The 25,785-nt window shown below is 44.3% G+C and carries 32 protein-coding genes, 1 riboswitch and 1 other annotated feature (1 of these 34 only partly in view); of the genes, 14 read left to right on the top strand and 18 right to left on the bottom strand.

All coding sequences use genetic code 11. The features are described from left to right. Positions 1-3 precede the first annotated feature (3 nt). On the bottom strand, positions 4-615 hold the full coding sequence (locus BLT53_RS11865; protein ID WP_090235108.1) for a DNA-3-methyladenine glycosylase: 612 nt from the start codon (positions 613-615) through the stop codon (positions 4-6). A gap of 138 nt (positions 616-753) precedes the next feature. Between BLT53_RS11865 and BLT53_RS25050 the strand changes: the two genes are divergently transcribed. From BLT53_RS25050 to abbA, 3 genes are all read left to right on the top strand, one after another. Beyond that, positions 754-924 carry a hypothetical protein gene (locus BLT53_RS25050; protein ID WP_170834322.1) on the top strand — a complete coding sequence of 57 codons (171 nt, stop codon included), beginning with the start codon at positions 754-756 and terminating at the stop codon, positions 922-924. Between the two features lie 61 nt (positions 925-985). Further along, positions 986-1,165 carry a Fur-regulated basic protein FbpA gene (locus BLT53_RS11860; protein WP_090235106.1) on the top strand — a complete coding sequence of 60 codons (180 nt, stop codon included), beginning with the start codon at positions 986-988 and terminating at the stop codon, positions 1,163-1,165. An 81-nt stretch (positions 1,166-1,246) separates the two neighbouring features. Continuing rightward, positions 1,247-1,426: an antirepressor AbbA gene (gene abbA / locus BLT53_RS11855; protein WP_090235104.1), complete on the top strand. Its 180-nt coding sequence runs from the start codon at positions 1,247-1,249 to the stop codon at positions 1,424-1,426. 35 nt (positions 1,427-1,461) lie between these two features. Here the strand turns inward: abbA and BLT53_RS11850 are convergent, their stop codons facing one another. Then, positions 1,462-1,674, bottom strand: coding sequence for a hypothetical protein (locus BLT53_RS11850; RefSeq protein ID WP_090235103.1), 213 nt, complete (start codon positions 1,672-1,674; stop codon positions 1,462-1,464). 227 nt (positions 1,675-1,901) lie between these two features. On the opposite strand from BLT53_RS11850, the gene BLT53_RS11845 reads away from it, so the two are divergent. Next, positions 1,902-2,177, top strand: coding sequence for a holin (locus BLT53_RS11845; RefSeq protein ID WP_090235101.1), 276 nt, complete (start codon positions 1,902-1,904; stop codon positions 2,175-2,177). Positions 2,178-2,378: 201 nt separating this feature from the next. After that, complete coding sequence (locus tag BLT53_RS11840; RefSeq protein WP_090235099.1) at positions 2,379-2,891, top strand: hypothetical protein; 513 nt, start codon at positions 2,379-2,381, stop codon at positions 2,889-2,891. Positions 2,892-3,003: 112 nt separating this feature from the next. Here BLT53_RS11840 and BLT53_RS11835 read toward each other — a convergent pair whose 3' ends face one another. Together BLT53_RS11835 and cudC are read right to left on the bottom strand one after the other, a co-directional pair. Then, positions 3,004-4,686 carry a high affinity choline transporter 1 gene (locus BLT53_RS11835; RefSeq protein ID WP_170834403.1) on the bottom strand — a complete coding sequence of 561 codons (1,683 nt, stop codon included), beginning with the start codon at positions 4,684-4,686 and terminating at the stop codon, positions 3,004-3,006. A 361-nt stretch (positions 4,687-5,047) separates the two neighbouring features. Further along, positions 5,048-5,605: a choline uptake/conversion transcriptional regulator CudC gene (gene cudC / locus BLT53_RS11830; protein WP_090235096.1), complete on the bottom strand. Its 558-nt coding sequence runs from the start codon at positions 5,603-5,605 to the stop codon at positions 5,048-5,050. 513 nt (positions 5,606-6,118) lie between these two features. Here cudC and ytkD point away from each other — a divergent pair. Both ytkD and hmpA read left to right on the top strand, forming a co-directional pair. Then, complete coding sequence (gene ytkD / locus BLT53_RS11825) at positions 6,119-6,595, top strand: RNA deprotection pyrophosphohydrolase (RefSeq protein WP_090235095.1); 477 nt, start codon at positions 6,119-6,121, stop codon at positions 6,593-6,595. A gap of 178 nt (positions 6,596-6,773) precedes the next feature. After that, on the top strand, positions 6,774-8,009 hold the full coding sequence (hmpA, locus tag BLT53_RS11820) for an NO-inducible flavohemoprotein (protein ID WP_090236845.1): 1,236 nt from the start codon (positions 6,774-6,776) through the stop codon (positions 8,007-8,009). 77 nt (positions 8,010-8,086) lie between these two features. Here hmpA and BLT53_RS11815 read toward each other — a convergent pair whose 3' ends face one another. The 3 genes from BLT53_RS11815 to BLT53_RS11805 are packed head-to-tail and all read right to left on the bottom strand — an operon-like array spanning position 8,087 to position 10,695. Next, a complete protein-coding gene (locus BLT53_RS11815) occupies positions 8,087-8,896 on the bottom strand; it encodes an ABC transporter permease (RefSeq protein ID WP_425284678.1) in 810 nt (269 codons plus the stop codon). Next, positions 8,874-9,653: an ABC transporter ATP-binding protein gene (locus BLT53_RS11810; protein ID WP_170834321.1), complete on the bottom strand. Its 780-nt coding sequence runs from the start codon at positions 9,651-9,653 to the stop codon at positions 8,874-8,876. Before BLT53_RS11810 ends, BLT53_RS11815 begins: the two co-directional genes overlap by 23 nt. 28 nt (positions 9,654-9,681) lie before the next feature. Next, the gene (locus BLT53_RS11805; protein ID WP_425284677.1) at positions 9,682-10,695 is read right to left on the bottom strand and encodes an ABC transporter substrate-binding protein; all 1,014 of its coding nucleotides are present in this window, start codon (positions 10,693-10,695) and stop codon (positions 9,682-9,684) included. Between the two features lie 122 nt (positions 10,696-10,817). On the opposite strand from BLT53_RS11805, the gene BLT53_RS11800 reads away from it, so the two are divergent. Next, positions 10,818-11,621 carry an alpha/beta hydrolase family protein gene (locus tag BLT53_RS11800; RefSeq protein ID WP_090236841.1) on the top strand — a complete coding sequence of 268 codons (804 nt, stop codon included), beginning with the start codon at positions 10,818-10,820 and terminating at the stop codon, positions 11,619-11,621. Here BLT53_RS11800 and BLT53_RS11795 read toward each other — a convergent pair. The 3 genes from BLT53_RS11795 to pckA form a co-directional block, all read right to left on the bottom strand. Further along, positions 11,610-12,251 (bottom strand): TetR/AcrR family transcriptional regulator, encoded by a 642-nt coding sequence (locus tag BLT53_RS11795; RefSeq protein ID WP_170834320.1) that lies wholly within the window; start codon positions 12,249-12,251, stop codon positions 11,610-11,612. The two genes, BLT53_RS11800 and BLT53_RS11795, sit on opposite strands and share 12 nt — an antisense overlap. After that, positions 12,205-13,470, bottom strand: a complete 1,266-nt coding sequence (locus BLT53_RS11790) for an MFS transporter (RefSeq protein ID WP_170834319.1) — start codon at positions 13,468-13,470, stop codon at positions 12,205-12,207. Before BLT53_RS11790 ends, BLT53_RS11795 begins: the two co-directional genes overlap by 47 nt. A gap of 136 nt (positions 13,471-13,606) precedes the next feature. Continuing rightward, positions 13,607-15,190: a phosphoenolpyruvate carboxykinase (ATP) gene (gene pckA / locus BLT53_RS11785; RefSeq protein WP_090235088.1), complete on the bottom strand. Its 1,584-nt coding sequence runs from the start codon at positions 15,188-15,190 to the stop codon at positions 13,607-13,609. A gap of 271 nt (positions 15,191-15,461) precedes the next feature. Further along, positions 15,462-15,581, top strand: a riboswitch (SAM riboswitch). A 180-nt stretch (positions 15,582-15,761) separates the two neighbouring features. On the opposite strand from pckA, the gene metK reads away from it, so the two are divergent. After that, positions 15,762-16,961: a methionine adenosyltransferase gene (gene metK, locus BLT53_RS11780; protein WP_090235087.1), complete on the top strand. Its 1,200-nt coding sequence runs from the start codon at positions 15,762-15,764 to the stop codon at positions 16,959-16,961. Here metK and BLT53_RS11775 read toward each other — a convergent pair. The 5 genes from BLT53_RS11775 to BLT53_RS11755 all read right to left on the bottom strand — a co-directional run bounded on the left by BLT53_RS11775 (position 16,939) and on the right by BLT53_RS11755 (position 18,945). Continuing rightward, the gene (locus BLT53_RS11775) at positions 16,939-17,166 is read right to left on the bottom strand and encodes a hypothetical protein (protein WP_090235085.1); all 228 of its coding nucleotides are present in this window, start codon (positions 17,164-17,166) and stop codon (positions 16,939-16,941) included. The genes metK and BLT53_RS11775 overlap by 23 nt on opposite strands. Before the next feature lie 27 nt (positions 17,167-17,193). Next, positions 17,194-17,736, bottom strand: a complete 543-nt coding sequence (locus BLT53_RS11770) for a phosphatase PAP2 family protein (RefSeq protein ID WP_090235083.1) — start codon at positions 17,734-17,736, stop codon at positions 17,194-17,196. A gap of 131 nt (positions 17,737-17,867) precedes the next feature. Beyond that, positions 17,868-18,437 carry a manganese catalase family protein gene (locus BLT53_RS11765; RefSeq protein WP_090235081.1) on the bottom strand — a complete coding sequence of 190 codons (570 nt, stop codon included), beginning with the start codon at positions 18,435-18,437 and terminating at the stop codon, positions 17,868-17,870. A 24-nt stretch (positions 18,438-18,461) separates the two neighbouring features. Then, positions 18,462-18,725 carry a spore coat protein CotJB gene (locus BLT53_RS11760; protein WP_090235080.1) on the bottom strand — a complete coding sequence of 88 codons (264 nt, stop codon included), beginning with the start codon at positions 18,723-18,725 and terminating at the stop codon, positions 18,462-18,464. A gap of 4 nt (positions 18,726-18,729) precedes the next feature. Next, complete coding sequence (locus BLT53_RS11755; RefSeq protein WP_090236840.1) at positions 18,730-18,945, bottom strand: spore coat associated protein CotJA; 216 nt, start codon at positions 18,943-18,945, stop codon at positions 18,730-18,732. Between the two features lie 177 nt (positions 18,946-19,122). On the opposite strand from BLT53_RS11755, the gene BLT53_RS11750 reads away from it, so the two are divergent. Then, complete coding sequence (locus BLT53_RS11750; protein WP_090235078.1) at positions 19,123-19,524, top strand: VOC family protein; 402 nt, start codon at positions 19,123-19,125, stop codon at positions 19,522-19,524. Here the strand turns inward: BLT53_RS11750 and BLT53_RS11745 are convergent. Further along, a complete protein-coding gene (locus BLT53_RS11745; protein WP_090235077.1) occupies positions 19,497-20,015 on the bottom strand; it encodes a gamma carbonic anhydrase in 519 nt (172 codons plus the stop codon). The two genes, BLT53_RS11750 and BLT53_RS11745, sit on opposite strands and share 28 nt — an antisense overlap. 102 nt (positions 20,016-20,117) lie before the next feature. Here BLT53_RS11745 and BLT53_RS11740 point away from each other — a divergent pair, with 102 nt between their 5' ends. Together BLT53_RS11740 and BLT53_RS11735 are read left to right on the top strand one after the other, a co-directional pair. Next, a complete protein-coding gene (locus BLT53_RS11740; protein WP_090235075.1) occupies positions 20,118-20,897 on the top strand; it encodes an alpha/beta hydrolase in 780 nt (259 codons plus the stop codon). 32 nt (positions 20,898-20,929) lie between these two features. Then, positions 20,930-21,994 (top strand): tetraprenyl-beta-curcumene synthase family protein, encoded by a 1,065-nt coding sequence (locus BLT53_RS11735; RefSeq protein ID WP_090235073.1) that lies wholly within the window; start codon positions 20,930-20,932, stop codon positions 21,992-21,994. Between the two features lie 33 nt (positions 21,995-22,027). Here the strand turns inward: BLT53_RS11735 and mnmM are convergent, their stop codons facing one another. Beyond that, positions 22,028-22,600 (bottom strand): tRNA 5-(aminomethyl)-2-thiouridylate-methyltransferase MnmM, encoded by a 573-nt coding sequence (gene mnmM / locus BLT53_RS11730; RefSeq protein WP_090235072.1) that lies wholly within the window; start codon positions 22,598-22,600, stop codon positions 22,028-22,030. Next, positions 22,597-23,559, bottom strand: coding sequence for a tRNA modification radical SAM protein MnmL/YtqA (gene mnmL, locus BLT53_RS11725; protein ID WP_090235070.1), 963 nt, complete (start codon positions 23,557-23,559; stop codon positions 22,597-22,599). Before mnmL ends, mnmM begins: the two co-directional genes overlap by 4 nt. Positions 23,560-23,743: 184 nt before the next feature. On the opposite strand from mnmL, the gene BLT53_RS11720 reads away from it, so the two are divergent. Then, entirely contained in the window at positions 23,744-24,937 is a 1,194-nt protein-coding gene (locus BLT53_RS11720; protein ID WP_090235069.1) for an MDR family MFS transporter, read from the top strand. A 15-nt stretch (positions 24,938-24,952) separates the two neighbouring features. Next, positions 24,953-25,630 (top strand): site-2 protease family protein, encoded by a 678-nt coding sequence (locus BLT53_RS11715; protein WP_090235067.1) that lies wholly within the window; start codon positions 24,953-24,955, stop codon positions 25,628-25,630. A 69-nt stretch (positions 25,631-25,699) separates the two neighbouring features. Then, positions 25,700-25,785, top strand: a binding site (T-box leader) (it continues 148 nt past the right edge of the window).

Below are 25,785 nucleotides of genomic sequence, written 5' to 3'. Positions count from 1 at the left end.
CTCTTATTTTGATACGCAGGGATTATCCTTGACCCAAAATCTGTAGGGAAAACGTGCTGCTTCTCCGGCGTATTCCACGCCAATCCGTGGTCCAGTTACAATGTCTTGAACCGGGACGTCCATATATTCTCGTAAATAAAGATGATCGGAATTGAGTTTCACCCCATAGTCTTCAAGCGTTATGCCCATGGCTTTGCACAATTTACCTGGCCCGTTGGCCAGTTTTTTTAATTCCTTAAGGCTCCAGGCACCATTGTCCATTAACGAAACTTCCATGTTGCGGCGCTTCATCATCAGAGGGATGCCTTCTTTTGGCTCAAGTGCACGGATTAAAATAGCTTCAGGCTTATGAAGAGGACCTGATACAATGTTAAAGCATGTATGCATGCCATAAATAAAATAAACATATACATGGCCGGCTTCTGCATACATGATTTCTGTCCGGGGTGTTCGTCTGCCCCCAAACGAATGGGCGGCCCGGTCTTCCGGTCCCATATAGGCTTCGGCTTCGACGATGATTCCTGATGTCAGCCCTTCACCCGTTTCATGGACAAGTTCCATTCCCAACAGCTTTTGGGCGAGTTGAAGGGTTGGGTATTCAAATAATTCGTTCATTGTATTCCTCCAATATCATTCTTCTCTTCTATACCCGAGTTCCTGGATGTTTATATCTGTAAAATTTTTAATAGACCAAGGAAGGAAGTAAGCGGGCAAAGTAGAATTGTTTAGTGTAAAGACGGGAGGCGAATAACGATGGATGGAAAAGTTAAAAAAACGGGCATCTATGAAAACCTTTCGAAACGACGCTATGAATATTGGTATGTAAGCAAATCGGGACTGAAAACCATGGTTTCCTGGCTATGCTGGAATGCTCCGCCTGCCGTTTTCGAAGAGTGGAGCAATTCTGTGGCCAAATCGGTATAGGAATGAAATACACGAAAACTGGAGAGAACTGTAGATAAAAAAGAAAGGATCACTCTAAACAATGAATGTTCCTCAAGGACAATTGCGCAGGGCGGTTGAAAGCAGAAAACAGTTTCTTATCCAGAAGTTGCTTCACCATGGATTTATGATGCAAGAACAGCGGTTGCTGCAGGAGTTTACATTATCCGAACTGGAACGAGAATGGAACTCGATGCAGGCGCAGGATAACGTGAGCTTATAACCTTACTCAGAAAATTACCAGAATTTTAGCATTCTGCTGCGAACTTTCTCCCTTTATAATAAAAAAAGGGAGGGATTTCTTATGAGTCTTAGCGTTGCTGACAAATTGCTGCTGGCGGATCTTACGTTAACGCAAAAATATGCGAAAGAGCTGGTTCAGTCTGAATTGATGGAAATTGAACTGGGTTTAAAGGAAGCGGAAGATGACCGGGTGAAAAAATTGAATGATTTGCTTATGGTTTTACATAAAACAGGCTATTAACTAAAATAACCCCTTTTAAAAGAGGGGTTATTTTTTTATGAATCCAGTAATCCTTTACGGCGCGCTTCCATCCTCCATTCGGCTTCTTTCACTAGCCGTTTTGGAAGCTTGCCTTTATTTTTTAGAAAAGACCAATAGGTTTTGTACTGTTTGGGCCGTACGTTTGGTGACACTTTTCTCGCGTACTCCCACCACGTCAGTTCATTCGATTCCAGCATAATTAAATATAAATCATCTTCTCTTCTCATGCGTTTCACTCCTGTTATGCATTGTTTCTCTTTTTCTAGCTTTAGTATGTGCAAAGAGCTGGAAAGTAAATCTGTTCCAGCAAATATAGTTTATGCAGTAGAACATAAATGGTATAGGTTAGGGCTGTTTTTATCGAAATAGAAGGTATTTGCAAATGGAAGTTGAACTATAACGTATATGCTTTAAACTGAATAACAGAAGATGGAAAAGCAAAGGAGGATGAGGAATGGAACAAATTGTGACGTTTGCCTCACTTTTAACGCCTCTTGTAACGAGTCTCGTACAGCTCTTAAAACGTACTTTCCCTATTCGGAAAAGATTCATTCCAATAATCAGCTTTTTCATTGGGATTTTCATTGGACTTTTTGCCTATCCTTTCACTGATATGACAGCAGATTTTCGCATTTGGTCGGGCGGGCTAGCAGGACTTGCGGCCACCGGTTTATATGAAGTAGGTAAAAGAGGAGCCGGCCGTTTGGGACGAAGCCGGAAAGCCGGATAATACACGCTTAACTTGACGACTATAACTATAGTCGTATTTTTTATGAATCTCACCCTTCCTGCAGGGAATCGCTGAGATGTGAAGTATTCTAGGAGTAAAGAATTTAACGAAAACAAAAAAAGAGGTTTCCTTGTCTTTCATTAAAGGAATAGTTCATCTAACGTAATCATTTTTATTAAAAATTCAGGGTGGTGAACAGATTTGAGATATTATGCAACCAGTTTTTTAATAGTAATGTTGGCTGTATTTGCTTCTCCAAGTCCGTTAAAAGACTCTTCGGTGATGAAAGAAAGCTCGTTCGCAGAACTAAGTGCTCAGGCTGAGGAAGTGTCGTTGACAAAAGCGAAGGCTATGCAATTATCCCAGGAATTCATAAATAAACTGCAGACCAAAACAGACAGCCAGTATAGAGTAAAAGATTATTCCAGCAAATCGGAACTGGTTAAGGATGTAAGGCATGTTGCCTCCAAACAAATGGCAAGTGATTATGTAAATGGACTGTTTGAAGAGAGAAATGGAAAGTTGTACGTGGTTCCTACTGATCTTCCTCCATGGGTAGAAAAAGGCCAGCCCTTTGAGTTGAAGAAGTTAAGCGAATCATCGTATCATCTTGTTCAACATAACAAAAGCGATTTATATGGGGAGTATAGTATAACACTTGGATTTGAAAAAGTTAATAGCCAGTGGGTCATTACTTTTGCATCGATTTCATAATGCCAAAAGCCGCATGGTCAGTGCTCCATGCGGCTTTTTATGTGATGAAAATGGTAATAACATCATGGTTCTAAAAATAAAAAGACCGGGGAAAGTCCCGGTCTTTTTATTCTTATTGAACAGTTTCTTGTTTATTCCTTCTTACGTTGGTAAGAGGGAGCGGCGGGCATTTATGACGTGTCAGGTAAGACACGACAAGGATCGTGAAAAGCCCGGCAAGCATGGAGGTCGTACGGAAGGGAAAGTAGATGGTTCCATTCTCGACCAATGGATAAGGAATAAATGCTGGTATATTCAGCACAGGTTCCCCTCCGCCGAATCTTAAGATAATTGCCACCAAGAATCCCGCTATAGATCCATATTTATTGGCCCATTTGTAATAGAGTGCACAGGTTAATTGCGGGAAAAGGATGCAATAAACCATGTCGCTTGATAAATACCATAGTGAATAAACACTTTTCGTATTCAATGCAATCAATGTGGCCCCAACACCGATGATGATTACACAGCGGCGAATGACTTTTTGCAGCTGCTGTGGCGTCGCTTTCTTTTTGGTTAATGGACGGTAAACATTCCATGAAGCCATGCCTGAAGCGGACAGGAATGAAGCAGCAACGGCTGCAAGAACTGCGGCTGCCAGACCGCCAAGTGCAATCGCTCCAACCATTTCCGGGGTCATGTATTTGAATACATAGGTCAGGATTAATGAAGCATTCTGGGGTTTGGCAGTACCAAGGGAAGCCCAGTCTGCATTAAATCCGGCGATTCCGATCAAAGTCGGTGGAATCGCTGCGAGAGCACAAAGCACTCCAGCAGAGATGGATAACCACATCGCAACATTTTCGTTCTTGGCCGAAAGAACCCGCTGAAAATAGATCTGCCAAGGAATTCCTCCAAAGATCAGGAGCAGCGCATAGTCCCACCAATACCAATACTTTTTGCCCCACTCAGGATCATCCCACCCGGTAAGCGGCGGGAACATGCTTGTGGCACCTTTCATATTTCCCGAATAGTTACTGAAGGCTTCCTGGAACCCTCCAACGTGTGAAAATGCAAAAGGCAACACAAGTAGAAGTCCTGCAAACATAATGGTGATTTGCAGTACATCTGTATGAGCAATCGCCCATAGTCCTCCAACAACGGTATAAGCGATGGCGACGATCGCCGAGAAAATAATGGAAACCGTAAAACTTAAGCCTAAAATAACACCAAATGTTGTACCAAGAGCTGTTAAAATGGCTGCACTCCAAAATAACTCACCTAGAAGGGCAGGGATATAAAGCAATCCAGCCATCTTCTTCCCAAACCTTGACTCCAAAGGATCCAGCATGGTCATGAATTCCATTCTTCGCATTTTACGGGCGAAGAAGATGCCGCCCAGGATCAGGCTGATCGCATATGCCCAGGGCGCTTGCGTCCACACAATACCATCGGAATAAACAGTTTCTGCAGTCCCGGCAATATAGCCACCACCCACCCATGTCGCCGTCATGGTAAACATCGACAGCCAGAGCGGCATGGACCTGCCGGCGACCAGCATATCGTCCGTTTTTCCTTTGCGTTTTTCAACGGCTTTGGCGCCAATGTAATAAAACAGGCAATACAGTCCAAGCATGATGAACAATCCTGGCCAATAGATGGTTTTCTTTGCAAATAAGGAATAACCAAGGGTGATTAATGAAAAGACAATAAATCCGGTAACGGCGACCGTTAAGGGATTCCAAAACGGTGGTTTGCTGCTTTTGCGGCCTACCTGGGGTACGCCACCTGAATTTGGTTGTTTTGGTGCATTCATACTCATGTTTCTACCAACCTCCTATAGTCTAGTGTTTCGTGTTAGGTCTGGAATAGAATTAAAACGCTTGAATTTGCAGGGAGCATTCATAATGCAGCCTGGCTCTGGATGTTGGTTTCATTCAATTGTAATAAATAGTAAGAAAAATACGGGAAGGGGAAAAAATCAGAAAACAGCGCGTAGAAGAGGGCTTCTCATGAAGAAACCTTTTCTTTCCACATGCATACGAGGTTAAAAGGGACAGGGGGTGCAGTACCCGCTTTTCCAGTGAATGTTTGTTGTAAGAAACAAAATTCCCCGCTCCCCACTCATGCGATGGGGATTAAGCGATCTTACTGTTTTGTGGAATTACCAGGGTGATTTACTTTTTATCGTCATCCGGTATGGGCAGATAGCGGAAAATGTCTCCGGTCTCAAAACTGTCAACAAGCATTTCAAGCCAATAATAATACTTCTTTGATTCATGGATCAGCTCAAAATGGCGATGTGCGTCGGCACGAATAGCTTTATCCACCTTTGTATTTTGAATCACGGCCTGTAAATCCACCTCCGACAGTTCAATGGCTTTCAGATTAAGCCTCACTTCACGCATCCATTTAATACAGAAAAAATGAATAAGTGATTTGAAAAAATTTTTTTCCGCAACAAAAACATCCTTACGTGAACCTTTTTGCCACGTTTTATGAACCACATTAATCTCTTGAAGTGTCCGAACAGCCGTGCTCATACTCGGTTTGCTCATTTTCAGCTCTTCCTTCATTTCATCAAGCGTCATGGCGTTTTCAAAATACATAGTTCCATAGAGTCTGCCTGCTGAAGGAGTTACTCCATAAAGATCCATCGTTTCTGCAATGGAATGGACAACGTTTCCCTTCGCTCGTTCAATCGCTTCCCGAGCCCTATCGTTATGATCTTGCATTCCAACCATCCTTATTAGAAAAATTTAATTCGTTAAAAATTTTTCTTACATTCATCTATGTTACAGGAATTAATTCTTATGTCAAATGCTCAAAAAAAATCAGAGAAAAATATAAAATTCCTACATTAAATGGCACTTTTTCATTTTTTTATATTTCTAAAATCGAGCTATTTTGGGGTTTACAAATGAAAAAAGGGATGTTAAGTTAAATATTGTTCAATACATTAAAATAAAATTTAATAAACTAAACTCCGAGTTGGAAATCCTAACATCGCGTTTGAAAATGATGAGTGGATTTATAACATGAAAAAACTCCAGTCCGCTTGGACAGGAGTTTTTTCATTTTTTCTATAAATATGGGATAATAGATAAAGAAACTAAAAATTGATTCTTTCTCTTATAAAAAGGGTACCGGTATTTCATAATAGGAAGGAAAGCATTTTTAGGGATTGGACAAATGTAGGCTTCCTTATTTACAATAGAATTAACCTAGTGATTTGGAGTAACTAAACAATGGAACCCATTACTTTTAAAGATTATTATGATAATACAGTTAAACTTTCCTTTGATGACCACCCATTTTCTGCTGAACCAAAGCATGTCTGGGTACTGTGCCGGTTTCGCGGGCAATGGCTCCTGACAGAGCATCCGCGGCGGGGAATCGAATTTCCTGGCGGAAAGGTTGAACCGGGAGAAAATGCAGAACAGGCTGCTGTTCGTGAAGTTTTTGAAGAGACAGGGGGACATGTTTCTTCCCTTCATTATTTGGGACAGTATAAGGTTGATGGCAAGGGCGGCATCATCATTAAAAACATATATTATGCTACAGTTGATAAATTATTATTGAAAGACCGTTATTATGAAACAAACGGGCCTGTCTTTTTCGAGGAACTGCCAGAATCCTTTGAAGGACAACAGAAGTTCAGCTTCATGATGAAAGATCAGGTGCTTATACAAAGCCTCCAGCATACGAAGGAAAGGTTTTTGTAAAGCCTTCATTGTACAGCCGCATCCCAGGGATGTTGGCTGTTTTTTTGTTCCGTAAAAGTTGAAATTTGTATAAAAATACCATGCGTTGCTAAAGCTGAATTGGGGTACGTGTAGTGTAGAAAAGGAGGCTTTTCTAGTGGATAGAAACAAACAGGAACAGTTCGAAGAAGTAACTAAAATGGTAAAACAGCTGGATCCAAAAAAATTAGAAGTGATCAAACAGACACTTCCGGTTGTCAAAGAACATGGTGAGGCAATTACCAAGAAATTCTATCAGCGGTTATTCGAAAGTCATCCCGAATTGAAAAACATGTTTAATATGACCCACCAGATCACCGGCCATCAGCCAAAAGCATTGGCGGATGCTGTGTATGGAGCGGCAGCAAACATCGAAGACCTCAGTCAGATCATGCCTGTCCTGGAGAGGATTGGCCAGAAGCACCGAAGTCTGCAGGTAAAACCAGAGCATTATCCCATTGTAGGCGAACATTTGCTGGGGGCAATTAAAGAAATCCTCGGTGATGCGGCAACTGACGAAATCCTTGATGCATGGGCAGATGCATACCAGATTATTTCAAGTGCGTTTATTAAAATGGAGGAAGGGTTTTATAAAAGTGCAGAGACTCAGACTGGCGGCTGGGCAGGATTTAAAAATTTTATCATTGACCGTAAAGTAAGGGAAAGTGAAGTCATTACCTCGTTTTACCTAAAGCCTGAAGATGGACAAGCATTGCCATCATTCCTTCCGGGACAATACATTACAGTGAAAGTGGAAATCCCCCAGGAAGAATATACACACCTGAGACAATACAGCCTGTCTGACCGGCCGGGACTGGATTACTTCCGAATCAGTGTAAAGCGTGAAGGGCCAAAAGGGGAAGACATAGGACCCGGTGTGGTATCCACGGATTTGCATCAGTTATACAATGAGGGGGATGTTCTTCCCATTTCTGCTCCTGCGGGCGACTTTTACTTGGATGTCAACAGTAACCGGCCGGTTGTGCTCATCAGTGGAGGGGTTGGTCTGACTCCGGTTACAAGCATGCTGCATACTATCAATTCCAATCAGCCTGATCGAAGGGTTGTTTATATTGAAGCGGCGCAAAATGGAAGCGTCCATGCGTTCAGGGAAGAAGTTCGCAAGGTAAGTGAACAAAATCCAAATATCACATCTTATTTTATTTATACACAGCCATCAAACCAGGACCGTGAAAAAGAGTATTTTGACCGTGAAGGATACATTACACTTGAATGGCTTCAGGAGGTATTACCCTCAAAAGATGCCCAATTTTACTTTTGCGGTCCATTACCGTTCATGCAGGTGGTCAACTCTGCACTGAAGCAATGGGAAGTCCCCGAAGAGGATATTCACTATGAATTCTTTGGATCATTCGGCAACCTGGAAGAGGCGTAAAGACTAGAACCCCTCCGTTTTTTGTGGAGGGGTTTTTGTCATGTTCTTGATTTATCTTGATCGATTTAACGTAGAATTTACAGTGTGCGGTTCTTGATCAGCTTTTTTTCAAGAACTTCGACAAGCTGATACATAAGAGTTGCCAGCAAGGCGATAATCAGAAGGCTCATCAATACGAGGGTAAAATTAAACACCTGAAAACCGTAAATAATAAGATAGCCCAGTCCTTGTCTGGAAACAAGGAACTCTCCAACAATGACCCCAACCCAGGATAAGCCGACATTTACTTTCAGCGCCGAGATAATCGCCGGAAAACAGGCGGGCAGGATGACTTCTTTAAAACATTGATATTTTGAACCTCCGAACGACTGGATGACTTTTACATAGTTTGGTTCTACATTTTTAAATGACGTATAGATCACGATGGTTGTAATAATAACAGAGATTAAGATCCCCATGGCCACAATTGATGTTAGATTGGGCCCGAGAGCTACGATCAGTATAGGGCCAATGGCGACTTTTGGCATCGCATTTAGGATGACGAGGTACGGATCAAGAACTCTGGAGAGAAAGGGGAACCACCAGATCAGGGCAGCGAGCAGGGTTCCTAACAATGTCCCAAGCAAAAAGCCAATAACTGTTTCGGTAAGGGTCATACCTATATGAACGAAAATACTACCGTCCGCTATTTTATCAGCAAGCAATGTAAGGATTTTCTGTGGAGAACTAAAGAGAAGTGGATCGATCCATTTTTGGTCAGAACTGTACTGCCAAAGACCGAAAAAGAGAACGAAAATCAAAAGCTGAGATAGTCTGACATTCATTGTTTGTTTGCGCAGGTTCAGCAAGTAGTCGGAGTGGGTTTTACTCGGTGTCGTTTTGTTCAATTTGTTCCAACTCCTCCCAAATTTGCTGAAACATCACGGAATAATCAGGATGCTGGCGCGCTTCAAACGGCAGACGCTTTCTCAGATGGCCGGATACCGGAAAAGTCCGAAAGATTCTGCCGGGTTTTGTGGAAAATAAAATGATCCGGTCGCTCATGGCGATGGCTTCCCCAATATCGTGTGTGACCAGAACCGCTGTTTTGCCATGTTCACGCAGCGTAGTTGAGACCAGATCTTCAAGTTTAAGTTTGGTTTGATAGTCAAGCGCGGAAAATGGTTCATCCAGCAGGAGAATTTGCGGGTTGGTTGCGAGTGTGCGGACAAGTGCCACACGCTGTCTCATGCCGCCGGACAATTCATTTGGGTATTTATCCAGAGTATCAGATAAACCAATTTCGCTCATCAGGGATAGGGCATATGAGATGCGCTCATCGTTCAGGCAACCTTGAAGTTTTAATCCTACCAAAATATTGTCTTTAATTGTCTTCCAGGGAAAAAGGTAGTCTTGCTGCAACATATATCCAATTTTCGGATGGGGTTCTGTAATCCGCTGATTTCTCAAGGAAACTGTGCCGTTCGTTGGCTGTATTAGACCCGAGATAATGGAAAGCAGGGTGGACTTTCCGCATCCGCTCGGTCCTAAAAAGGAAACAAATTCTCCCTCGGAGACAGAGAGTGTAATGTCTTCTAATGCAGTCGTGGCCGTTTGCTTGGAAAAGTACGTTTGACCAACCGATTTTAATTGTAAGAAGGCCACTGTCATCCCTCCATCGTAATTTTATGATTTACTTTGTGGCATCACGGGAAAAGGTGGTGTTAACCAGTTTCTTGTAATCCGCTTTTTTTGGAAGCTCTCCTGCCGCTTTCATGACCGACTGCAAGTTATTCCAGGCATCTTGTTCAAGGATCGGATTCACCGCATAGCTGTGCTGTCCTTTGTAGCGGTCCACAACCTTTTCAATCAGATCAACGGGTGTGTCTTCAAAATACGGAGCGATCAGTTCTGCTGTTTCCTTTGCCGTATGGGTTTCTACATAAAGCTGCGCTTTATAGATCGCTTTGGTAAAGCGTTTGAGGACATCACCGTTCTTTTTCATATAGCTTTGTTTGGACATATAGGATGTATATGGCAGCTTTCCGGATGCTTCACCGAAAGAGGCCACCACATGACCGATGCCTTTTTGTTCGAACAGACTTGCCTGTGGTTCGAACAATTGCACGTAATCCCCAGTACCGGAAGCGAAGGCGTTTGGAATGTTGGCATAGTCGATGTTCTGGATCAGCTTCATGTCTTTATGAGGATCAATTCCGTGCTTCTTCAAGCTGAATTCACCTGCCATCTGTGGCATTCCGCCTTTGCGCTGTCCGAGGAAGGTGCTGCCTTTGAGCTGATCCCAGGAAAAATAATCCGGCTTTTTCCGGGCCACAAGGAAAGTTCCGTCCGTTTGGGTAAGCTGTGCGAAGTTAATGACAGGATCGCTCGTTCCCTGGGCATCCACATAAATGGATGTTTCAGAGCCGACAAGTGCAATATCTGCTCCGTTGGACAAAAGCGTGGTCATGGTTTTATCTCCGCCCCATGTGGTCTTTAAGTCCACATCAATGTTCTCGTCTTTAAAGAAGCCTTTTTCAATCGCAACATATTGGGGTGCATAGAAAATGGACCGGGTTACTTCAGCCACCCGAACATGATCACGTTTTTGTTTTTCCGCGTTATCGGAAGAACATGCCGATAACAGCAGGCATGCGGTCAAGACCAGTGAAAAGAAGAGCATAAGCCGGGCTTTTATGCGTTTCAAATGGTTAGCCTCCTTTATATTCGAATGAAGGATAAAGTTTCATGTAATACTTTATATGTGAATGGTAAAATTGTGTGTTGGCCTAAATAAAAAAAGGGGGAATTTATGTGCTGGACAGCAGCCTGATCACTCATGCCCAACGGTATCCTTCTCCTCATCCACAGATTACGTTATTCAGAATCTCTTATAAAAGTGAAGGGTTGACCGTAAAAGGGCTTCTGGCCATTCCCAAGAGAAGCGGGAAAGAACGGCTGCCGGGATTTTTGTATTTACGGGGCGGCATAAAAAAAGTGGGAATGGTACGGGTTCCACGGATTATACAGCTTGCTTCCCAGGGGTTTGTTGTGATGGCTCCCTTTTACCGTGGAAACGAAGGGGGAGAGGGAAGAGAAGACTTTTGCGGAGAAGACCGGCAGGATGCGTTCCATGCCTTTGAAGTTCTTCGTTCTTTATCCATCGTTGATCATGATCAGCTTCATATTTTTGGATTCTCCCGCGGCGGGCCAATGGCATTCTTTACGGCTCTGCAGTACCCAGAAGCGCGTTCGGTGGTCATTTGGGGAGGGGTTTCAGACATGGCCCTGACCTATGAAGAGCGGATAGATTTGAGAAAAATGATGAAACGGGTCATCGGGGGAACACCGGCGAAAGTTCCGGAAGGCTATAGGACAAGATCGCCTGTTCATTATTGTGAAGGACTTACTGTTCCGCTTCTTTTAATTCATGGCTGTATGGATGAAAATGTCAGCATTACACACTCGTTAATGTTAAAAGAATGCCTGGACTCCAAGAGCCTCGTGGAAACCTGGTTTTATCCCCAATACACCCACCACTTCCCGCCCCAGGAAAACAGGAAGATTACCTTTGCGTTTTGTGAATGGATGAAAACCCGAAATAAGGAAAAGCCGGAGCTGTCACCGTTGTGACAAATCCGGCTCTTTAACGTTCAGCATGGATTTCATGCTATTTTCAAAAAGGTCGATCTGCTTGCCTGTTTGCATAAAGCCGTGAGTCAGAGTAATTGCAGAAATCGCAATTCCGTCCAAAAAGCTAATCATAAACCGGCTGATGTCATCGACAGATGTAACAGGATCAAATTCACCGTTGTCGATCCCTTTTTGAATCAATGATGAAAATATTCCAGCCGCTTTCCCATACCGGTTTTCGATATACCCTCTATTCTCGGGTTTCCGCCAATGGGCAATTCCATATTCAATAATAGCCGCACTGAAAGAATCTTCCTTATCCTCGTTTTTTGCCTCTCTGTAATCATCCCAGATGGCAAGCAGTGTTTTCCAAACGGATCCGTTGTTCTTTTGGAGGAGTGTATCTATTTCTTTGCGGTTATCTTCCATGGACTGCTCCAGCAGAGAAAGGAAAATATGCTCTTTGTTGGAAAAGTAATCGTAAATACCACCACGGCTGATCCCTGTAGCCTCCATAATATCTTTGATGCTGGTGGCTTCGTACCCTTTTTTGGCAAATACTTTCTTGGAAGCACTCAAAATTTCACGCTGGCGTTGTTCCTTGTGTTGGTCCGGCACTTTCGGTGACAAGATGATCGCTCCGTTCTGTTCGTTTTCGCAATAGTAATGCAGTTAGACTTATTGTAACAAGTCCCGCACCAGATGCAATAAATACCGAGATCACACCCCAGTGATTTCCCGCAAATCCTCCGGCGACAGGACCAATGAGTGTAGCTGTCATTATCATGCTTCCGGTAAGTCCAAATACTCTGCCGGTCATATGAACGGGGGTGAGCTTCTGTACGGCCGTATTGAAAGGAATGAAGATGAATCCGCCGCCTGATGCAGCCAGAAAGGTAATGACTGGAGCCCAGATAAAGGAGTGGGGAAGCTGGATGTGTGCTAAATATCCCACAATGACAAAGCCTGATCCGAGTATAAAGAGTCCCATTGTCATGGCAAGCCAGGGCGAGCGCACCTTATATTTGGCAAGGCAGAGACCAGTTATAAGAAATCCCGACCCTGAACATGTGACAACCAGTCCGACCAAAGCAGGACTGCCTTCCTTTAATAAGCGAATCAGCACCGAAAACTGTGCATCGGCCATTTGCAGAATAAGCATGGAAACAAACATGAGACCCGTTCCATACAGGATAAAAGGCACTTTTTTAATGTATAGAAATCCCTCTTTTAAATCGGAAATCATGGGTGGATGCTCTGCCTTTTCCTTGCTTCCAAAAGTGCGGGTTTTTGGAAGCATAAAAAGCAGTAGGGCGGATACCAGAAAGCTTATAGAGTCGAGAAGAAACACACTGTTCAAGCCAGCAGCCGTCACCAAAACACCACTGATGGCAGGTCCGATAATCTTCGCCCCGTCCTGAATAACGGAACTGATCGAGGCCGCCTGCTGCATCTCTTCATCATTGACAATTTCTTTGAGCATTCCACTTTTCGCGGGTGTAAAGAGAGAGGAGAAGCTGCCAAGAAGAAACAGGAGAACGTAGATATGCCATGGAACGGTGGCAACAATCAAACCAAGTAGAATGACACAACGAAAAAGGTCAGAAACCACCATAATGACTTTACGGTTCATGCGGTCTGCAATCACACCGGATACAGGTCCGAGCATCGTCATGGGAAGACCCAGACAGATGACGACAAAGGATATTTCAAGAGGAGAGGCATTCCATTTGAAGGCCATTAACGAAAAGATGGCCATGAGGCTTAGCCAGTCACCGAGGTTTGAAACCACCTGTGCGGCCATTAAATACAAGTAGGGACGGTTACGTAATAGAGTATTCTTTTCCATGTGAATCACTCCCTTTTTTACAAAAATGACACCCTTGTCGTTATTATAAACGACACCCTTGTCGCTTTCAACCTTTTTATGGAAAAAACAAAAACCGCTCCCAAAAAGGAAGCGGTACATTTTAGATAGTTTCTTATTAGACGAGCGGGCCTGCACCTTTAATTTCAGCAGGAACATTATTGAACTTTGAAAAATTATCATTGAACTGCGCAGCAAGCTCTTTGGCTTTAAGGTCATATTCTTCAGGGTTGCTCCACGTTTTCTTCGGCTGGAGAACCTGATCAGGAACACCCGGGCAGTGAATCGGAATGTTCAATCCAAAGATCGGATCGGTTACCGTTTCCACAGATTTTAACTCACCCTGAAGCGCAGCCTGTACCATGGCTCTGGTATAGGAAAGGTTCATACGCTTACCTGCGCCGTATGCCCCTCCGGACCAACCGGTGTTCACTAGATAAACTTCTACTTCATGGTGATCGATTTTCTCACCGAGCATTTCCGCATACACCGTTGCCTCAAGCGGCAGGAATGGAGCACCAAAGCAAGTGGAGAAGGTGGCTTGTGGAGACGTAATTCCACGCTCTGTGCCTGCAAGCTTACTTGTGTAGCCGGATAAGAAGTGGTACATTGCCTGTTCCTTCGTCAATTTGCTGATCGGAGGCAATACTCCAAATGCATCAGCTGTCAAAAATATGATGGTGTTCGGGTGTCCGGCAACACTTGGCTGTATGATATTTGGAATAGCCTGAATTGGATAGGCTGCTCTTGTATTTTCGGTCAATGAGCCGTCATCATAGTTTCCTTCACGGGTCACATCGTCCAGTACTACATTTTCGAGAACGCTTCCAAATCGGATAGCATCCCAGATTTGTGGCTCTTTTTCCTGCGACAGGTTGATGGTTTTGGCATAGCATCCACCTTCGATATTAAAGACGCCTGTATTGGCCCAGCCGTGTTCATCATCTCCGATCAGAGAGCGGTGGGGATCAGCGGAAAGCGTCGTTTTACCGGTTCCGGATAAGCCGAAGAAAAGGGCGACATCGCCTTCCTGTCCGACATTTGCTGAACAATGCATGGAAAGTATCCCTTTTTCGGGAAGGATATAGTTCATAACGGAAAAGATTGATTTTTTGATTTCACCGGCATATTCTGTTCCGCCGATCAAAACAATCCTTCTCTCAAATGATATAATTATGAAAGTTTCTGAATTTGTGCCGTCCACCTCAGGATCAGCCTGGAATCCAGGAGCGGAGACCACTGTAAATTCCGCATCCAGTCCCTTTAGCTCTTCAGCTGTAGGGCGGATAAACATTTGCCGGGCGAACAGATTGTGCCAGGCGAATTCGTTCACGACCTGAATGGGTAGGCGATAAGCATGATCAGCGCCAGCGAAGCCTTTAAACACAAAAAGTTCTTCTTGCTGGCCTAAGTAATGAAGTACTTTTTTGTATAGCTTATCAAACTTTTCTTCATTAAAAGGCTTATTGATTTTGCCCCAGTCTATTTTTTCGCGTGAACCGGCTTCGTCCACGATAAACTTGTCTTCCGGAGAGCGTCCAGTATATTTTCCAGTTGTGGCCCTGAGAGCACCTGTCGAAGATAAAATGGCTTCGTTGCGGAGCAGTGCTTTTTCAACAAGCATAGGTACTGGGAGATTTTCATGAGTAGCAGCGCTGTTTAGAATATCATCTAAAGTCGTCGTTGAATCAACCGTATTCATGTTCGCAAAACCGTCCTTTTAAAGAAATATATTAATCACCGTCAACATGACTAAATTCGAAATTAGTATAGCACATTAAAATAAATAATGTATACTATTTTATTTAACATTTTACGATTTGGTTCGAAAATCAGGCACTATCCCCAGATCAGCTGTGGCAAACATTATTATCAGACAAAAGGAGGGTGAAATTCCTTTCGGGATGTGAAAGGAATGCCATTTCAAGTTGACAGGTTTGTCGAACTGCGCTATTATATTTCGGGAACGGCTACTCTTATTCCGAGTAGGTGGAGGGACAGGCCCTATGAAACCCAGCAACCGACACTTCGTGCCAAAAAAATGAAGTGAAAAGGTGCTAACCTGCAAGGTGAACAAACCTTGAAAATAAGAGGTGAAGGCGTAGACATAAGACCTTTTCCCTCGTGTATGATGATTTAGGGAAAGGCTTTTTTTATGTCTCAAAATGGTTTGAACCTGAATATTTTACAAAAACAAAGTATCCATATAGGAATGAGTACCGTATCTTATAAAAATATTGCTCTATGCGTTGAATAGAGAAGGAGGATCTCAATTGTCTAAAAGTCGTCGTCTTTTTACATCTGAATCAGTTACAGAAGGGCATCCGGACAAAATTTGTGACCAAATTTCCGATGCGATCCTGGATGAAATCCTGGCTAACGATCCAAATGCCCGTGTAGCTTGTGAAACTTCTGTAACGACCGGACTTGTGCTCGTTGCAGGAGAAATTACTACATCCACATATGTTGATATTCCGAAAGTGGTTCGGGAAACAATCAAAGAAATCGGGTATGACCGTGCGAAGTATGGTTTTGACTCTGAAACGTGTGCAGTTCTGACATCCATCGATGAGCAGTCTGCTGATATCGCGATGGGGGTTGACCAGGCACTTGAAGCTCGTGAAGGCTCGATGACTGATGAAGAAATTGAAGCAATCGGTGCTGGTGACCAGGGTCTTATGTTTGGCTATGCCAACAACGAAACACCTGAACTTATGCCACTTCCGATTTCATTAGCACACCGCCTGTCCCGCCGATTGGCTGAAGTGCGCAAAACCGAAGAAGTGCCATACCTTCGTCCTGATGGCAAAACTCAAGTAACCGTTGAATACGATGAGGATGACAAGCCGGTTCGAATTGATACGATTGTTATTTCAACTCAGCATCACCCTGAGATTTCACTTGAACAAATCCAGGCGGATATTAAAGAACAAGTAATCAAGCCTGTTGTACCTGCTGAATTGATTGACGAAAATACAAAGTACTTCATTAACCCGACTGGCCGTTTTGTAATTGGCGGACCACAAGGTGATGCCGGTTTAACTGGTCGTAAAATTATTGTTGATACGTATGGCGGATATGCCCGTCACGGTGGTGGAGCGTTCTCCGGGAAAGACGCGACCAAAGTAGACCGTTCTGCAGCATATGCAGCACGTTATGTTGCAAAAAACATTGTTGCATCCGGTCTTGCTGAAAAAGTTGAAGTTCAGCTTGCTTACGCCATTGGTGTAGCTCAGCCTGTATCCATTGCTGTAAACACGTTTGAAACAGGGAAAGTTTCCGAAGAGGTATTGGTTGATCTTGTGCGCAAGAACTTTGACCTTCGCCCGGCAGGAATCATCAAAATGCTCGATCTTCGCCGACCGATTTACAAGCAGACAGCTGCATATGGACATTTCGGCCGTACAGACGTTGAGCTTCCTTGGGAAAACACAGATAAAGCAGAAGCACTTAAAGAACAAGCAAACGCATAAATAAAAAAGCCGGCCTTCCAATGGGATTTCTCACTGGAAGGGCCGGCTTTTCTTTTTTTAGCGGCAGATCATCAGGAGGTTTATGCTCCAGGGATTTCATGAATACAGGAAGCTTGAGGATTGTTGGCAGATTGAATCCTGAATGGATAGTGGGATTTATTTCTTTTACAATCATCAAACGGTGTTCCTGAAGCGCACTTTTCATGTAACCCCTCCTGAACATTATAGATGGTTAGTAACCGATATAAGAATGAATCAAGAAAACGGAAAAGATTCCTGAACTGATCCCGAGCATCATGCCTGCGAGGACATCCGTGGGATAATGCAAGCCAAGGTACATCCTGGAGATTCCGACAGAGAAGCTCAGCGGAAGAAGAATCCAGAGCAGACCAGGGTGAATCAGAGACAGCGGAATGATAACAGAGAAGACCGCTGTTGTATGTCCGGACGGAAAGGAATGGTCTTTCAGCGGATGGCTGAAGGTTTTTGTACCTGGTATCATGAGGTATGGGCGCTTGCGGGGGTAGCATTTCTTAGAGATGGCCACAGGGATGTGGCTGAGAAGGAGAGACAGGAAACCTGCAGCTGCAAACATTCTTGCTCCATCAGGTGCGAAGAGCAGTATAAGAAGAGTGGTAATGATCGTGGCGGTTGCACCGCCCAAGTGGGTAATGGCATTAAAGTACCTGTCCAACAAACGATGCTGGAGTCTGTTGTTTACCCATTTGAACAACCTGCATTCTTTTTCATAAATCCAGCCGGTCACCCTCGCCATAAACATCCTCCTGTCTTAATGCTGATTTCTCCTTTAGCATACAAGTGGATGTTTGTCCCAGTTTTAAGGAAGTATGAAGAGTTTGTAAAAATAAAAAACCACTGATGAATCAGCGGTTTTAAGAATGACTGTCAGAAAACGGTTTTTCGGTCGCGTTCTTCTTTCAGAATTTCCACAGCTTCCCGGAACCTCATGGAATGGATAATTTCACGCTCTCTCAAGAAACGGAGACCGTCATTGAGATCCGGATCGTCCGACATGTCAATCAGCCACTGATAGGTGGCGCGCGCCTTTTCTTCAGCTGCTATGTCTTCATAAAGGTCTGCAATTGGATCTCCTTTGGCCTGAATGTAAGAAGCGGTCCATGGAACACCTGCTGCATTATGATAAAAAAGGGCACTGTCATGGTTCGCATAATGGGCATCCAGTCCGGCGTCACGCATCTGTTGAGGCGTGGCGTCTTTGGTTAGTTTTACGACCATCGTGGCAATCATTTCAAGATGTGCAAACTCCTCAGTTCCAATATCCGTTAACAGCCCGATGACCTTATCGGGAATGCTGTACCGCTGATTCAAGTAACGAAGCGCCGCCGCAAGCTCTCCATCCGCTCCTCCATATTGTTCAATCAAAAATTTAGCGAGCCTGGGATTACAGGTACTGACTCTAACCGGGTATTGAAGTTTTTTTTCATAAATCCACATGGTCACCCTCCAATAAAATTACATTTACACTTGCCACGGCCAAGGCCCTTTGTTCCAGTCCCATGGTGTACCTGAATAGCTGTTTCCGAACTGCTGCATGGGACCGTATTTAGATTCAATGGCTTTTTTCAGTTTTTTTCGCTCTTGTGCATAATGATTAAACTGATGAATGCTTGCGGTGTCATTAGGATGGGTATCAAGATACAGCGTCAATTCAACCAGCACAAAATCCACAGCCTGCAATTCTTCCAGAAGTCTGTAATAGTCGGCAGGAAGGCTATTTTCCATTTGCTTAACTCCTCCGATCATAAGGGTTTTCATAAAAATCGTAGAACGCCGGCCAAAGGGTTCCTTTCTGCAATGCTTCCCTCGGAGAAAACTGCGGCAGGTTTGGCGGCTGGAACGTCATGTACAGTTGAGGTGGAGTGCGGTAGTACTTTCTCCCGATGGGAGGGCAGGGATCAAACGGACTGTGATAAGGGGTATAGGATTTTATAGGTTTCAACAGGTTCACCTCCAAAAAAGGGCTCTTACTACTTTATTGAACAAGAGGGGGGAATATGACTACAGGGAAAAAGGGCTTCTGGGGTTTATCCATTTAAATAGGAAATCATCTTGTGGTATGATTTATCCAGAACATGCAATATGAACGGAAAAAATTTAGAGATGAATGAAAGGGGAAGCCATGTACGAAGGAATCCATCACGTTTCACTAGTGGTAACTGATTTGAAGAAAGCATTGTATTTTTATGAAGGCATATTGGGGTTTAAAGCAGACAAGGAGCGTCCGCAGTTTGGTTTTCCAGGCGTATGGTACACTTTTGGCGCCACACAGCTTCATTTGATTGTAAACCCGCAGGGAAAAGCATTAAGAGGAACGGATGACCTGGACAGCCGGGATGGCCATTTTGCCATACGGGTGACCGATATTTCAGGATTATTGAAAAAACTGGATCACTTCAAGGTGCCATACCATAATAAACCGGAGAATAAGACGCCATGGCACCAGGTATATGTATGTGATCCGGACGGTAACTTAATCGAGTTTAACGGTGATCGTCAATCGGATTCGGAAAGCGACTTGTAATACTGGCCTTTTTCCTGATATTCACGGCGAATGCGGTTCATATCGGCGATGTCGTCAGCGTTTAATTCCCGAATCACTTTGGCTGGACGGCCAAACGCAAGTGAATTTGGCGGTATCTTTTTTCCTGGGGGAACAAGGCTGCCGGCACCGATAAATGCGCCTTCGCCAATTTCAGCACCATCAAGAACCAGTGAGCCCATTCCGATCAGAGCCTTTTTCCGGATGAGACTGCTATGTAAAATAACACTGTGTCCAACCGTCACTCCGTCTTCAAGGATCAGGGGACGGTTGGGGCTTTGGTGAAGAACCGAGTTATCCTGAATATTTACGCCATTGCCGATAATCGTCGGAGAAACATCTCCGCGTATGACAGTGTTAAACCAGATGGAACTGTTTTCCCCGATGGTCACATCGCCGGTGATGGTTACATAATCTGCAATATAGGCACTTTTTGCAATGACTGGATTTTTTCCATTGTAAGGGTAGATCATACGTATCACATCCTGTTTTCAAATAAAATCGGGTTTTAAACTGTTTTTAGCTTTTCATTTTATTCTATCAAAGGATAATTATTTCGAGAAGGGGATGCTGTTATGTGGAAGTGGGAAACTGAGGATGAAGTAAAAGGTGTTGTCATCATGGTCCATGGTGCGGGAGAATATCATGGCCGCTATGAATGGCTGATTCAGCAGTTTAATGCGGCAGGCTTCCACGTCGTAATGGGAGACCTTCCCGGACAGGGAACGACCACCCGCCGCCGGGGGCACATCGATTCTTTTGATGAATATATTCGCACGATAGAAGAATGGATTACAGAAGCAGATCGGTACTCCCTTCCTGTAATCCTTTTTGGCCACAGCATGGGAGGACTTGCCGCTATTCGTGCGGCAACGCAGAAGAACTTTAACTTAAAAGGCATCATCCTTTCGTCACCTTGCTTGGGCATCGCGAGTCCACCCAAGAAGGGAATTGAAACACTTTCGAGGGTCCTGAACCGAGTGGCTCCTTCCATTAAATTTTCTGCCAATCTTGATCCTGTCAACAAAACAAGAAATGAACAAGTTCTACTGCGGGATGCTTCCGATCCGCTGCTGGTGGAGAAGGTGTCAGTAAGATGGTACCGTGAGCTTGTAAGCGCCATGAAACAAGCTCACCAGGAGACGGACCGCTTTCCGAACGTGCCGCTTTTGGTCATACAAGGAGGAGACGACCGGATTGTGGATAAACGTGAGGTCCGCAGTTGGTTTAACCGGCTTGAACTCCATGATAAAATGTATAAAGAATACCCGGGCTTGTATCATGAAGTGCTGAACGAGCCGGAACGGGATGATGTTTTTAAATTTATGAAATCGTATATAAATCTTTATTTTTGATTTTTGATGATTGCAAGGGGTGGAAAATTGAAATGAATGTACCGAATCAACCTTGGGCATTAATGTATCGCATCTATCGCAATGTTCTGCCCGATGTAGCACTTTATTTAGAGAATTGGCGGGAAAAGGCAGAGACCATCCCCAATGACGAACTTAGAAAACAGGCTCTTATGAGTATTGATACAAAGGAATTCCATTGCCAGGGAGGAGCCATACTGGCTCTTCTGGCAGGTGAACAGCGGCAAAAGGTTATTGAATTTGTGGTAGCCTATCAGACAATCAGCGACTATTTGGATAATCTCTGTGACCGAAGCACTTCACTCGATCCCAAAGATTTTGAAGCGTTGCATGAATCTATGATTCATGCACTGACACCGGGGGCTGAAAGGAAAAATTACTATCGCCTGAGAGAAGATCAAAATGATGGGGATTACCTTTGGAGCCTGGTACAGACATGTCAGCGCATTCTGTCTGAAATTCCGCATTATTCTTCCATCGCGGATTCACTGCTTGATCTCGCACATTATTATTGTGATTTGCAAATACATAAGCATGTGATGATTGAGGAACGGGTACCGAGGCTGCAGGCCTGGTACCGAAGCCACAAGGATTCGCTGCCTGCCATGAGCTGGTATGAATTTTCGGCCTGTACAGGCTCGACACTGGGTATTTTTTGCCTGGTCTCCTATGCTTCACAGAAAAGTTTGACTGCTGAACAGGTTCAGGTCATTAAAAACGGCTATTTTCCCTGGGTTCAAGGTTTGCATATTTTGCTCGATTATTTTGTGGACCAGCAGGAAGATGAAGAGGGGGGCGACCTTAACTTTTGCTCGTACTACGAAAACGGAAATCAGCTTCTGGAGCGGTTTGGCCATTTTGTTGAACAGGCTGACCACAGCATTCAGCGGCTGCCGGACAGCAAATTTCACAAACTCATCAACAGAGGACTGCTTGGTATCTATCTTGCCGATCAGAAGGTCGACCGCCACCCTGGCATTAAAAAGGCGGCAGGCAAGATCATGAAAATGGGCGGAGGAATAACCTATTTCTTTTACATGAACCGAAGATTGATGCAACGACTAAAGCCTTCTGTATAAAAAGAGCGGATACTGCGCATGCAGTTTCCGCTCTTATCTTTTTTCAATCGCCACAATAAAAGGAGGATTGTTTTTTTGATTAATAAACCCGTATTGCAGGACATGGGCTTTTTGCTGATCCAGTTGCCTGGCATACTTTAAAACAGCATCCCGTTCTTTTTTTCCTTGTTCATGCCCGTGGTAGATGACCAGTACGGCGATTCCCGCGGGAGCAAGCAGATCATAAAGCTGTTCCAGTGCTTCTATTGTGGAATCGCTTTGTGTAACAATCTCTTTATTTCCACCGGGCAAATAGCCGAGATTAAAGATAGCAGCTGCAATCGAGCCGTGGTATTCCAGTGGAATGATGGATTTCATCGTATTGTGGCCGGCGTTAAAAAGGGTTACATTGTCAAAAGCGTGTTCTTCCAACAGACGGCGGGTGGTGTTTTGAATCGCAAGTTCCTGGATGTCAAATCCAAACACACGGCCGCTCTTACCGACCAACCGGGAAAGATAAAGCGTGTCATTCCCGTTTCCGCATGTGGCATCGATAACAGTACTTCCCTCTGATGCGGCCGCTGAAAGCAATGTTCTGGCAAATGGCAGTATTCCTTGTAGATTCATAGCGGCCTCACCATTTCTTTAGTATAATATTTTCCTTGGTAACTGTTTCTTCGTTCTAGTTCGCTTTCAATCGCGTTAAGAACTTTCCATTTATTCATGCTCCACATCGGGCCAATCATTAAATCAGGGGGCCCGTCTCCCGTGAGGCGGTGAATCATTATTTCAGGGGGGAGAATCTCAAGTTGGTCGCATACGAGATTGACATAGGTATCAAAGTCCAGGAACTGAAGCATTCCCTTGTCGTATTGCTTGACCATCGGTGTTTTTTTCAACAGGTGAAGCAAATGGATCTTGATGCCCTGCACATCCAGTCTGGCTACTTCTCTTGCCGTCTCCATCATCATTTCAGGTGTTTCCAGTGGAAGCCCGTTAATAATATGGGAGCACACCCGAATATTATGTTGACGGAGCTTTTGCACACCTTCAACATAGGTTGGGTAGTCGTGGGCACGGTTGATGAGAAGGGCAGTCCGTTCATGGACCGTTTGAAGGCCCAGTTCGACCCACAGGTAAGTCCGTTTATTAAGCTCGGCAAGATATTCAACCACATCATCAGGCAAACAGTCGGGACGGGTCGCAATGGCCAAGCCAACGACATCTTTCTGCTCCAGAATGGATTCAAACATTTCCCGCAGCTTTTCCACGGGGGCATAGGTGTTGGAAAAAGCCTGGAAATAGCCAAGGTATTTCCCTTTTTTCCACTTTCGGTGCATACGTTCTTTTACTGTATGAAACTGGGTGATCAAATCATCACGACGGTCCCCTGCAAAATCCCCGGACCCGCTCTGTGAGCAGAAGGTGCAGCCGCCGTATGCTGCTTTTCCATCACGGTTCGGACAGTCAAAGCCGCCATCGAGAGGGACTTTGATTATTTTTTCATGAAAATGGTTCCGTAGATGGGTATTCCATGTATAAAAACGTTTGTCGCCAAAATAGGCGGGAACGCTTAGGTCTGGCAAATGGGTTCACTCCTTAACTTAACAAAAATCCTTACTAACGCACTATATGCCATTTTAGCATGGGAGAGGCTATTCTCCAACAATAGGGGAAAAGGAGAGGAAGACAGCGTTTACAATTGTCAGCACGCAGAAAAAGCACTACAATACTTAAGGGTATTCTTTTGCTGAAATGGGGGGGCTTGGATTGCCAAAGTCGCTTTGGCTGCTGATTATCGGCATGGTCCTGAATGTGACAGGATCAAGTTTTTTGTGGCCAGTGAATACAATTTACATACATGAGCATCTCGAAAAGTCGCTGACTGTTGCGGGAATTGTGCTCATGATCAATTCGGGTGCCGGGGTGCTTGGCAATCTGGCTGGCGGCCTGTTATTTGACCGGCTTGGTGGTTACCGTGCCATCCTTTCCGGAGTCTCAATCACCCTTGTGGCCCTGGTACTGTTGGTGTTTTATCATACATTTCTCTTTTATGCCTTTCTTCTTGCGGTGATAGGATTCGGGATGGGAATGACCTTTCCATCGATGTATGCCATGGCGGGAACCGTCTGGAAAGAAGGCGGAAGAAAAGCATTTAACGCCATTTATGTAGCTCAGAATGTGGGGGTGGCGCTCGGAGCTGCTGCGGGCGGATTTGTCGCTTCCTATTCGTTTCAATGGTCGTTCATCGGAAATGCCAGCCTTTGTGCTGTTTTTTTCTTGCTTGTTTTGTTTGGTTTTAAAGAGATGAGCAGCAAAGCTTCAGAGATTGCTCCTGAAACCATTCTGACGCAAAATAGGAGAATACAGAACAAAACAATGTTTACCGGTCTTCTCATTTTATGTGCAGGCTATTTGCTGGCATGGATCTGTTATGTGCAATGGCAATCCACGATTGCAGTCTTTACGCAGGAAACAGGCATCAGCCTGAAACTGTACAGTCTGCTTTGGACGGTGAACGGTGCGTTGATTGTCCTTTTGCAGCCGGTCTTAGCCTACGTATTGAAAAAATGGGCCGCTGCCGCAAAAACTCAAATTCTTGCAGGCTATGTCATCTTTATTCTTTCGTTTGTTATAGTGTGCCAGGCTGAGTCATTTTCAGGTTTTCTTGGAGCGATGGTGGTTCTGACACTTGGGGAAATGCTGGTTTGGCCAGGGATTCCTTCCATTGCCAATGAACTTGCTCCTGCTGGCAGGGCTGGCTTTTATCAGGGAATCGTGAACAGCACGGCTACAGCGGGACGTATGATCGGACCATCATTTGGCGGCATTCTCGCGGACATCTGGGGAATGAACGCTGTTTTTGGTGTCATTTTTGGTTTGTACCTGATTAGCATGGCACTTACGCAAGTGTACGACAGAAAGATTGCTGCCGGTGAACTTTCTCAGAAAAAGACCGTTTGAATTAAGGAGAGTTGAATGGAAAATTTTATGGCTTTTAATTTTCAGGAACTGCCGTTTGTCATCATTTCATTGGTTATTGCATTTACCATTCATGAATTTGCCCACGCGTTTACCGCTTATCTATGCGGTGATCCCACAGCAAAGAACCAGGGCCGGCTGACACTTTCGCCGATTGCCCATCTTGATCCCATCGGCACCATTCTCTTGCTGATTGCCGGTTTTGGATGGGCGAGGCCTGTTCCGGTAGACCGCCGTAACTTCAAGCGCCCTCACTTATATGGCATTCTTGTTTCGATTGCAGGACCGCTTAGCAATATATTGATTGCTGTTGTTGGCATCATTGTTTTTTATTCTCTTTTTACAACGGGTGTTGTGGACGGTGTGTCGGAAAAAGGTATTGATTTTATCGACCGGCTGATCAACATGCTTGTCTATTTAAATGTCTTGCTGTTTGTATTTAACTTGCTTCCGGTTCCGCCGCTTGATGGCTACCGCGTTCTCGAGGACCTGGCACCGGATAGAGTCCGGGCGAAAATGATGAAATATGAGCATTTTGGAGTTATCATTTTCCTGATTCTCGTTTTAACCCCACTCGACCGTTATACTATCTATCCAATTTTTAATACTATCGTGCCTGCTGTTGCCAATACAGTGGACAACTGGATCCGTCCTTTCTTTGAATCTGGTATATAACTAGGAAAATAGGGCTAAGCTACACTTGACAATTTGCTTTGGTATTCATACAATACAAGTTAAATATGGTAAATTACGATGATAGGGACTAGTAAAAAAGCAGAAGGAAGCAGAGAGTTGACGGATGGTGCAAGTCAACCCCAAACCTTTTTGAA

It is taken from the genome of Fictibacillus solisalsi (assembly GCF_900103485.1).
In the GTDB taxonomy this organism is placed as follows: domain Bacteria; phylum Bacillota; class Bacilli; order Bacillales; family Fictibacillaceae; genus Fictibacillus_C; species Fictibacillus_C solisalsi.
This window is presented reverse-complemented; position numbering and strand designations above follow the sequence as displayed.

Bases quoted from the DNA above. Each gene is read 5' to 3' on its own strand.
- BLT53_RS11735 (WP_090235073.1), top strand. From the start codon at position 20,930: ATGAATGTACCGAATCAACCTTGGGCATTAATGTATCGCATCTATCGC.
- BLT53_RS11790 (WP_170834319.1), bottom strand. From the start codon at position 13,470: ATGGAAAAGAATACTCTATTACGTAACCGTCCCTACTTGTATTTAATG.
- mnmM (WP_090235072.1), bottom strand. From the start codon at position 22,600: ATGAATCTACAAGGAATACTGCCATTTGCCAGAACATTGCTTTCAGCG.
- hmpA (WP_090236845.1), top strand. From the start codon at position 6,774: ATGGTAAAACAGCTGGATCCAAAAAAATTAGAAGTGATCAAACAGACA.
- cudC (WP_090235096.1), bottom strand. From the start codon at position 5,605: ATGCAAGATCATAACGATAGGGCTCGGGAAGCGATTGAACGAGCGAAG.
- BLT53_RS11740 (WP_090235075.1), top strand. From the start codon at position 20,118: ATGTGGAAGTGGGAAACTGAGGATGAAGTAAAAGGTGTTGTCATCATG.
- BLT53_RS11775 (WP_090235085.1), bottom strand. From the start codon at position 17,166: ATGAAAAGTGCGCTTCAGGAACACCGTTTGATGATTGTAAAAGAAATA.
- BLT53_RS11850 (WP_090235103.1), bottom strand. From the start codon at position 1,674: ATGAGAAGAGAAGATGATTTATATTTAATTATGCTGGAATCGAATGAA.
- pckA (WP_090235088.1), bottom strand. From the start codon at position 15,190: ATGAATACGGTTGATTCAACGACGACTTTAGATGATATTCTAAACAGC.
- BLT53_RS11865 (WP_090235108.1), bottom strand. From the start codon at position 615: ATGAACGAATTATTTGAATACCCAACCCTTCAACTCGCCCAAAAGCTG.
- BLT53_RS25050 (WP_170834322.1), top strand. From the start codon at position 754: ATGGATGGAAAAGTTAAAAAAACGGGCATCTATGAAAACCTTTCGAAA.
- BLT53_RS11760 (WP_090235080.1), bottom strand. From the start codon at position 18,725: ATGGAAAATAGCCTTCCTGCCGACTATTACAGACTTCTGGAAGAATTG.
- BLT53_RS11745 (WP_090235077.1), bottom strand. From the start codon at position 20,015: ATGATCTACCCTTACAATGGAAAAAATCCAGTCATTGCAAAAAGTGCC.
- BLT53_RS11750 (WP_090235078.1), top strand. From the start codon at position 19,123: ATGTACGAAGGAATCCATCACGTTTCACTAGTGGTAACTGATTTGAAG.
- BLT53_RS11715 (WP_090235067.1), top strand. From the start codon at position 24,953: ATGGAAAATTTTATGGCTTTTAATTTTCAGGAACTGCCGTTTGTCATC.
- BLT53_RS11765 (WP_090235081.1), bottom strand. From the start codon at position 18,437: ATGTGGATTTATGAAAAAAAACTTCAATACCCGGTTAGAGTCAGTACC.
- ytkD (WP_090235095.1), top strand. From the start codon at position 6,119: ATGGAACCCATTACTTTTAAAGATTATTATGATAATACAGTTAAACTT.
- BLT53_RS11770 (WP_090235083.1), bottom strand. From the start codon at position 17,736: ATGGCGAGGGTGACCGGCTGGATTTATGAAAAAGAATGCAGGTTGTTC.
- BLT53_RS11860 (WP_090235106.1), top strand. From the start codon at position 986: ATGAATGTTCCTCAAGGACAATTGCGCAGGGCGGTTGAAAGCAGAAAA.
- BLT53_RS11845 (WP_090235101.1), top strand. From the start codon at position 1,902: ATGGAACAAATTGTGACGTTTGCCTCACTTTTAACGCCTCTTGTAACG.
- abbA (WP_090235104.1), top strand. From the start codon at position 1,247: ATGAGTCTTAGCGTTGCTGACAAATTGCTGCTGGCGGATCTTACGTTA.
- BLT53_RS11835 (WP_170834403.1), bottom strand. From the start codon at position 4,686: ATGAATGCACCAAAACAACCAAATTCAGGTGGCGTACCCCAGGTAGGC.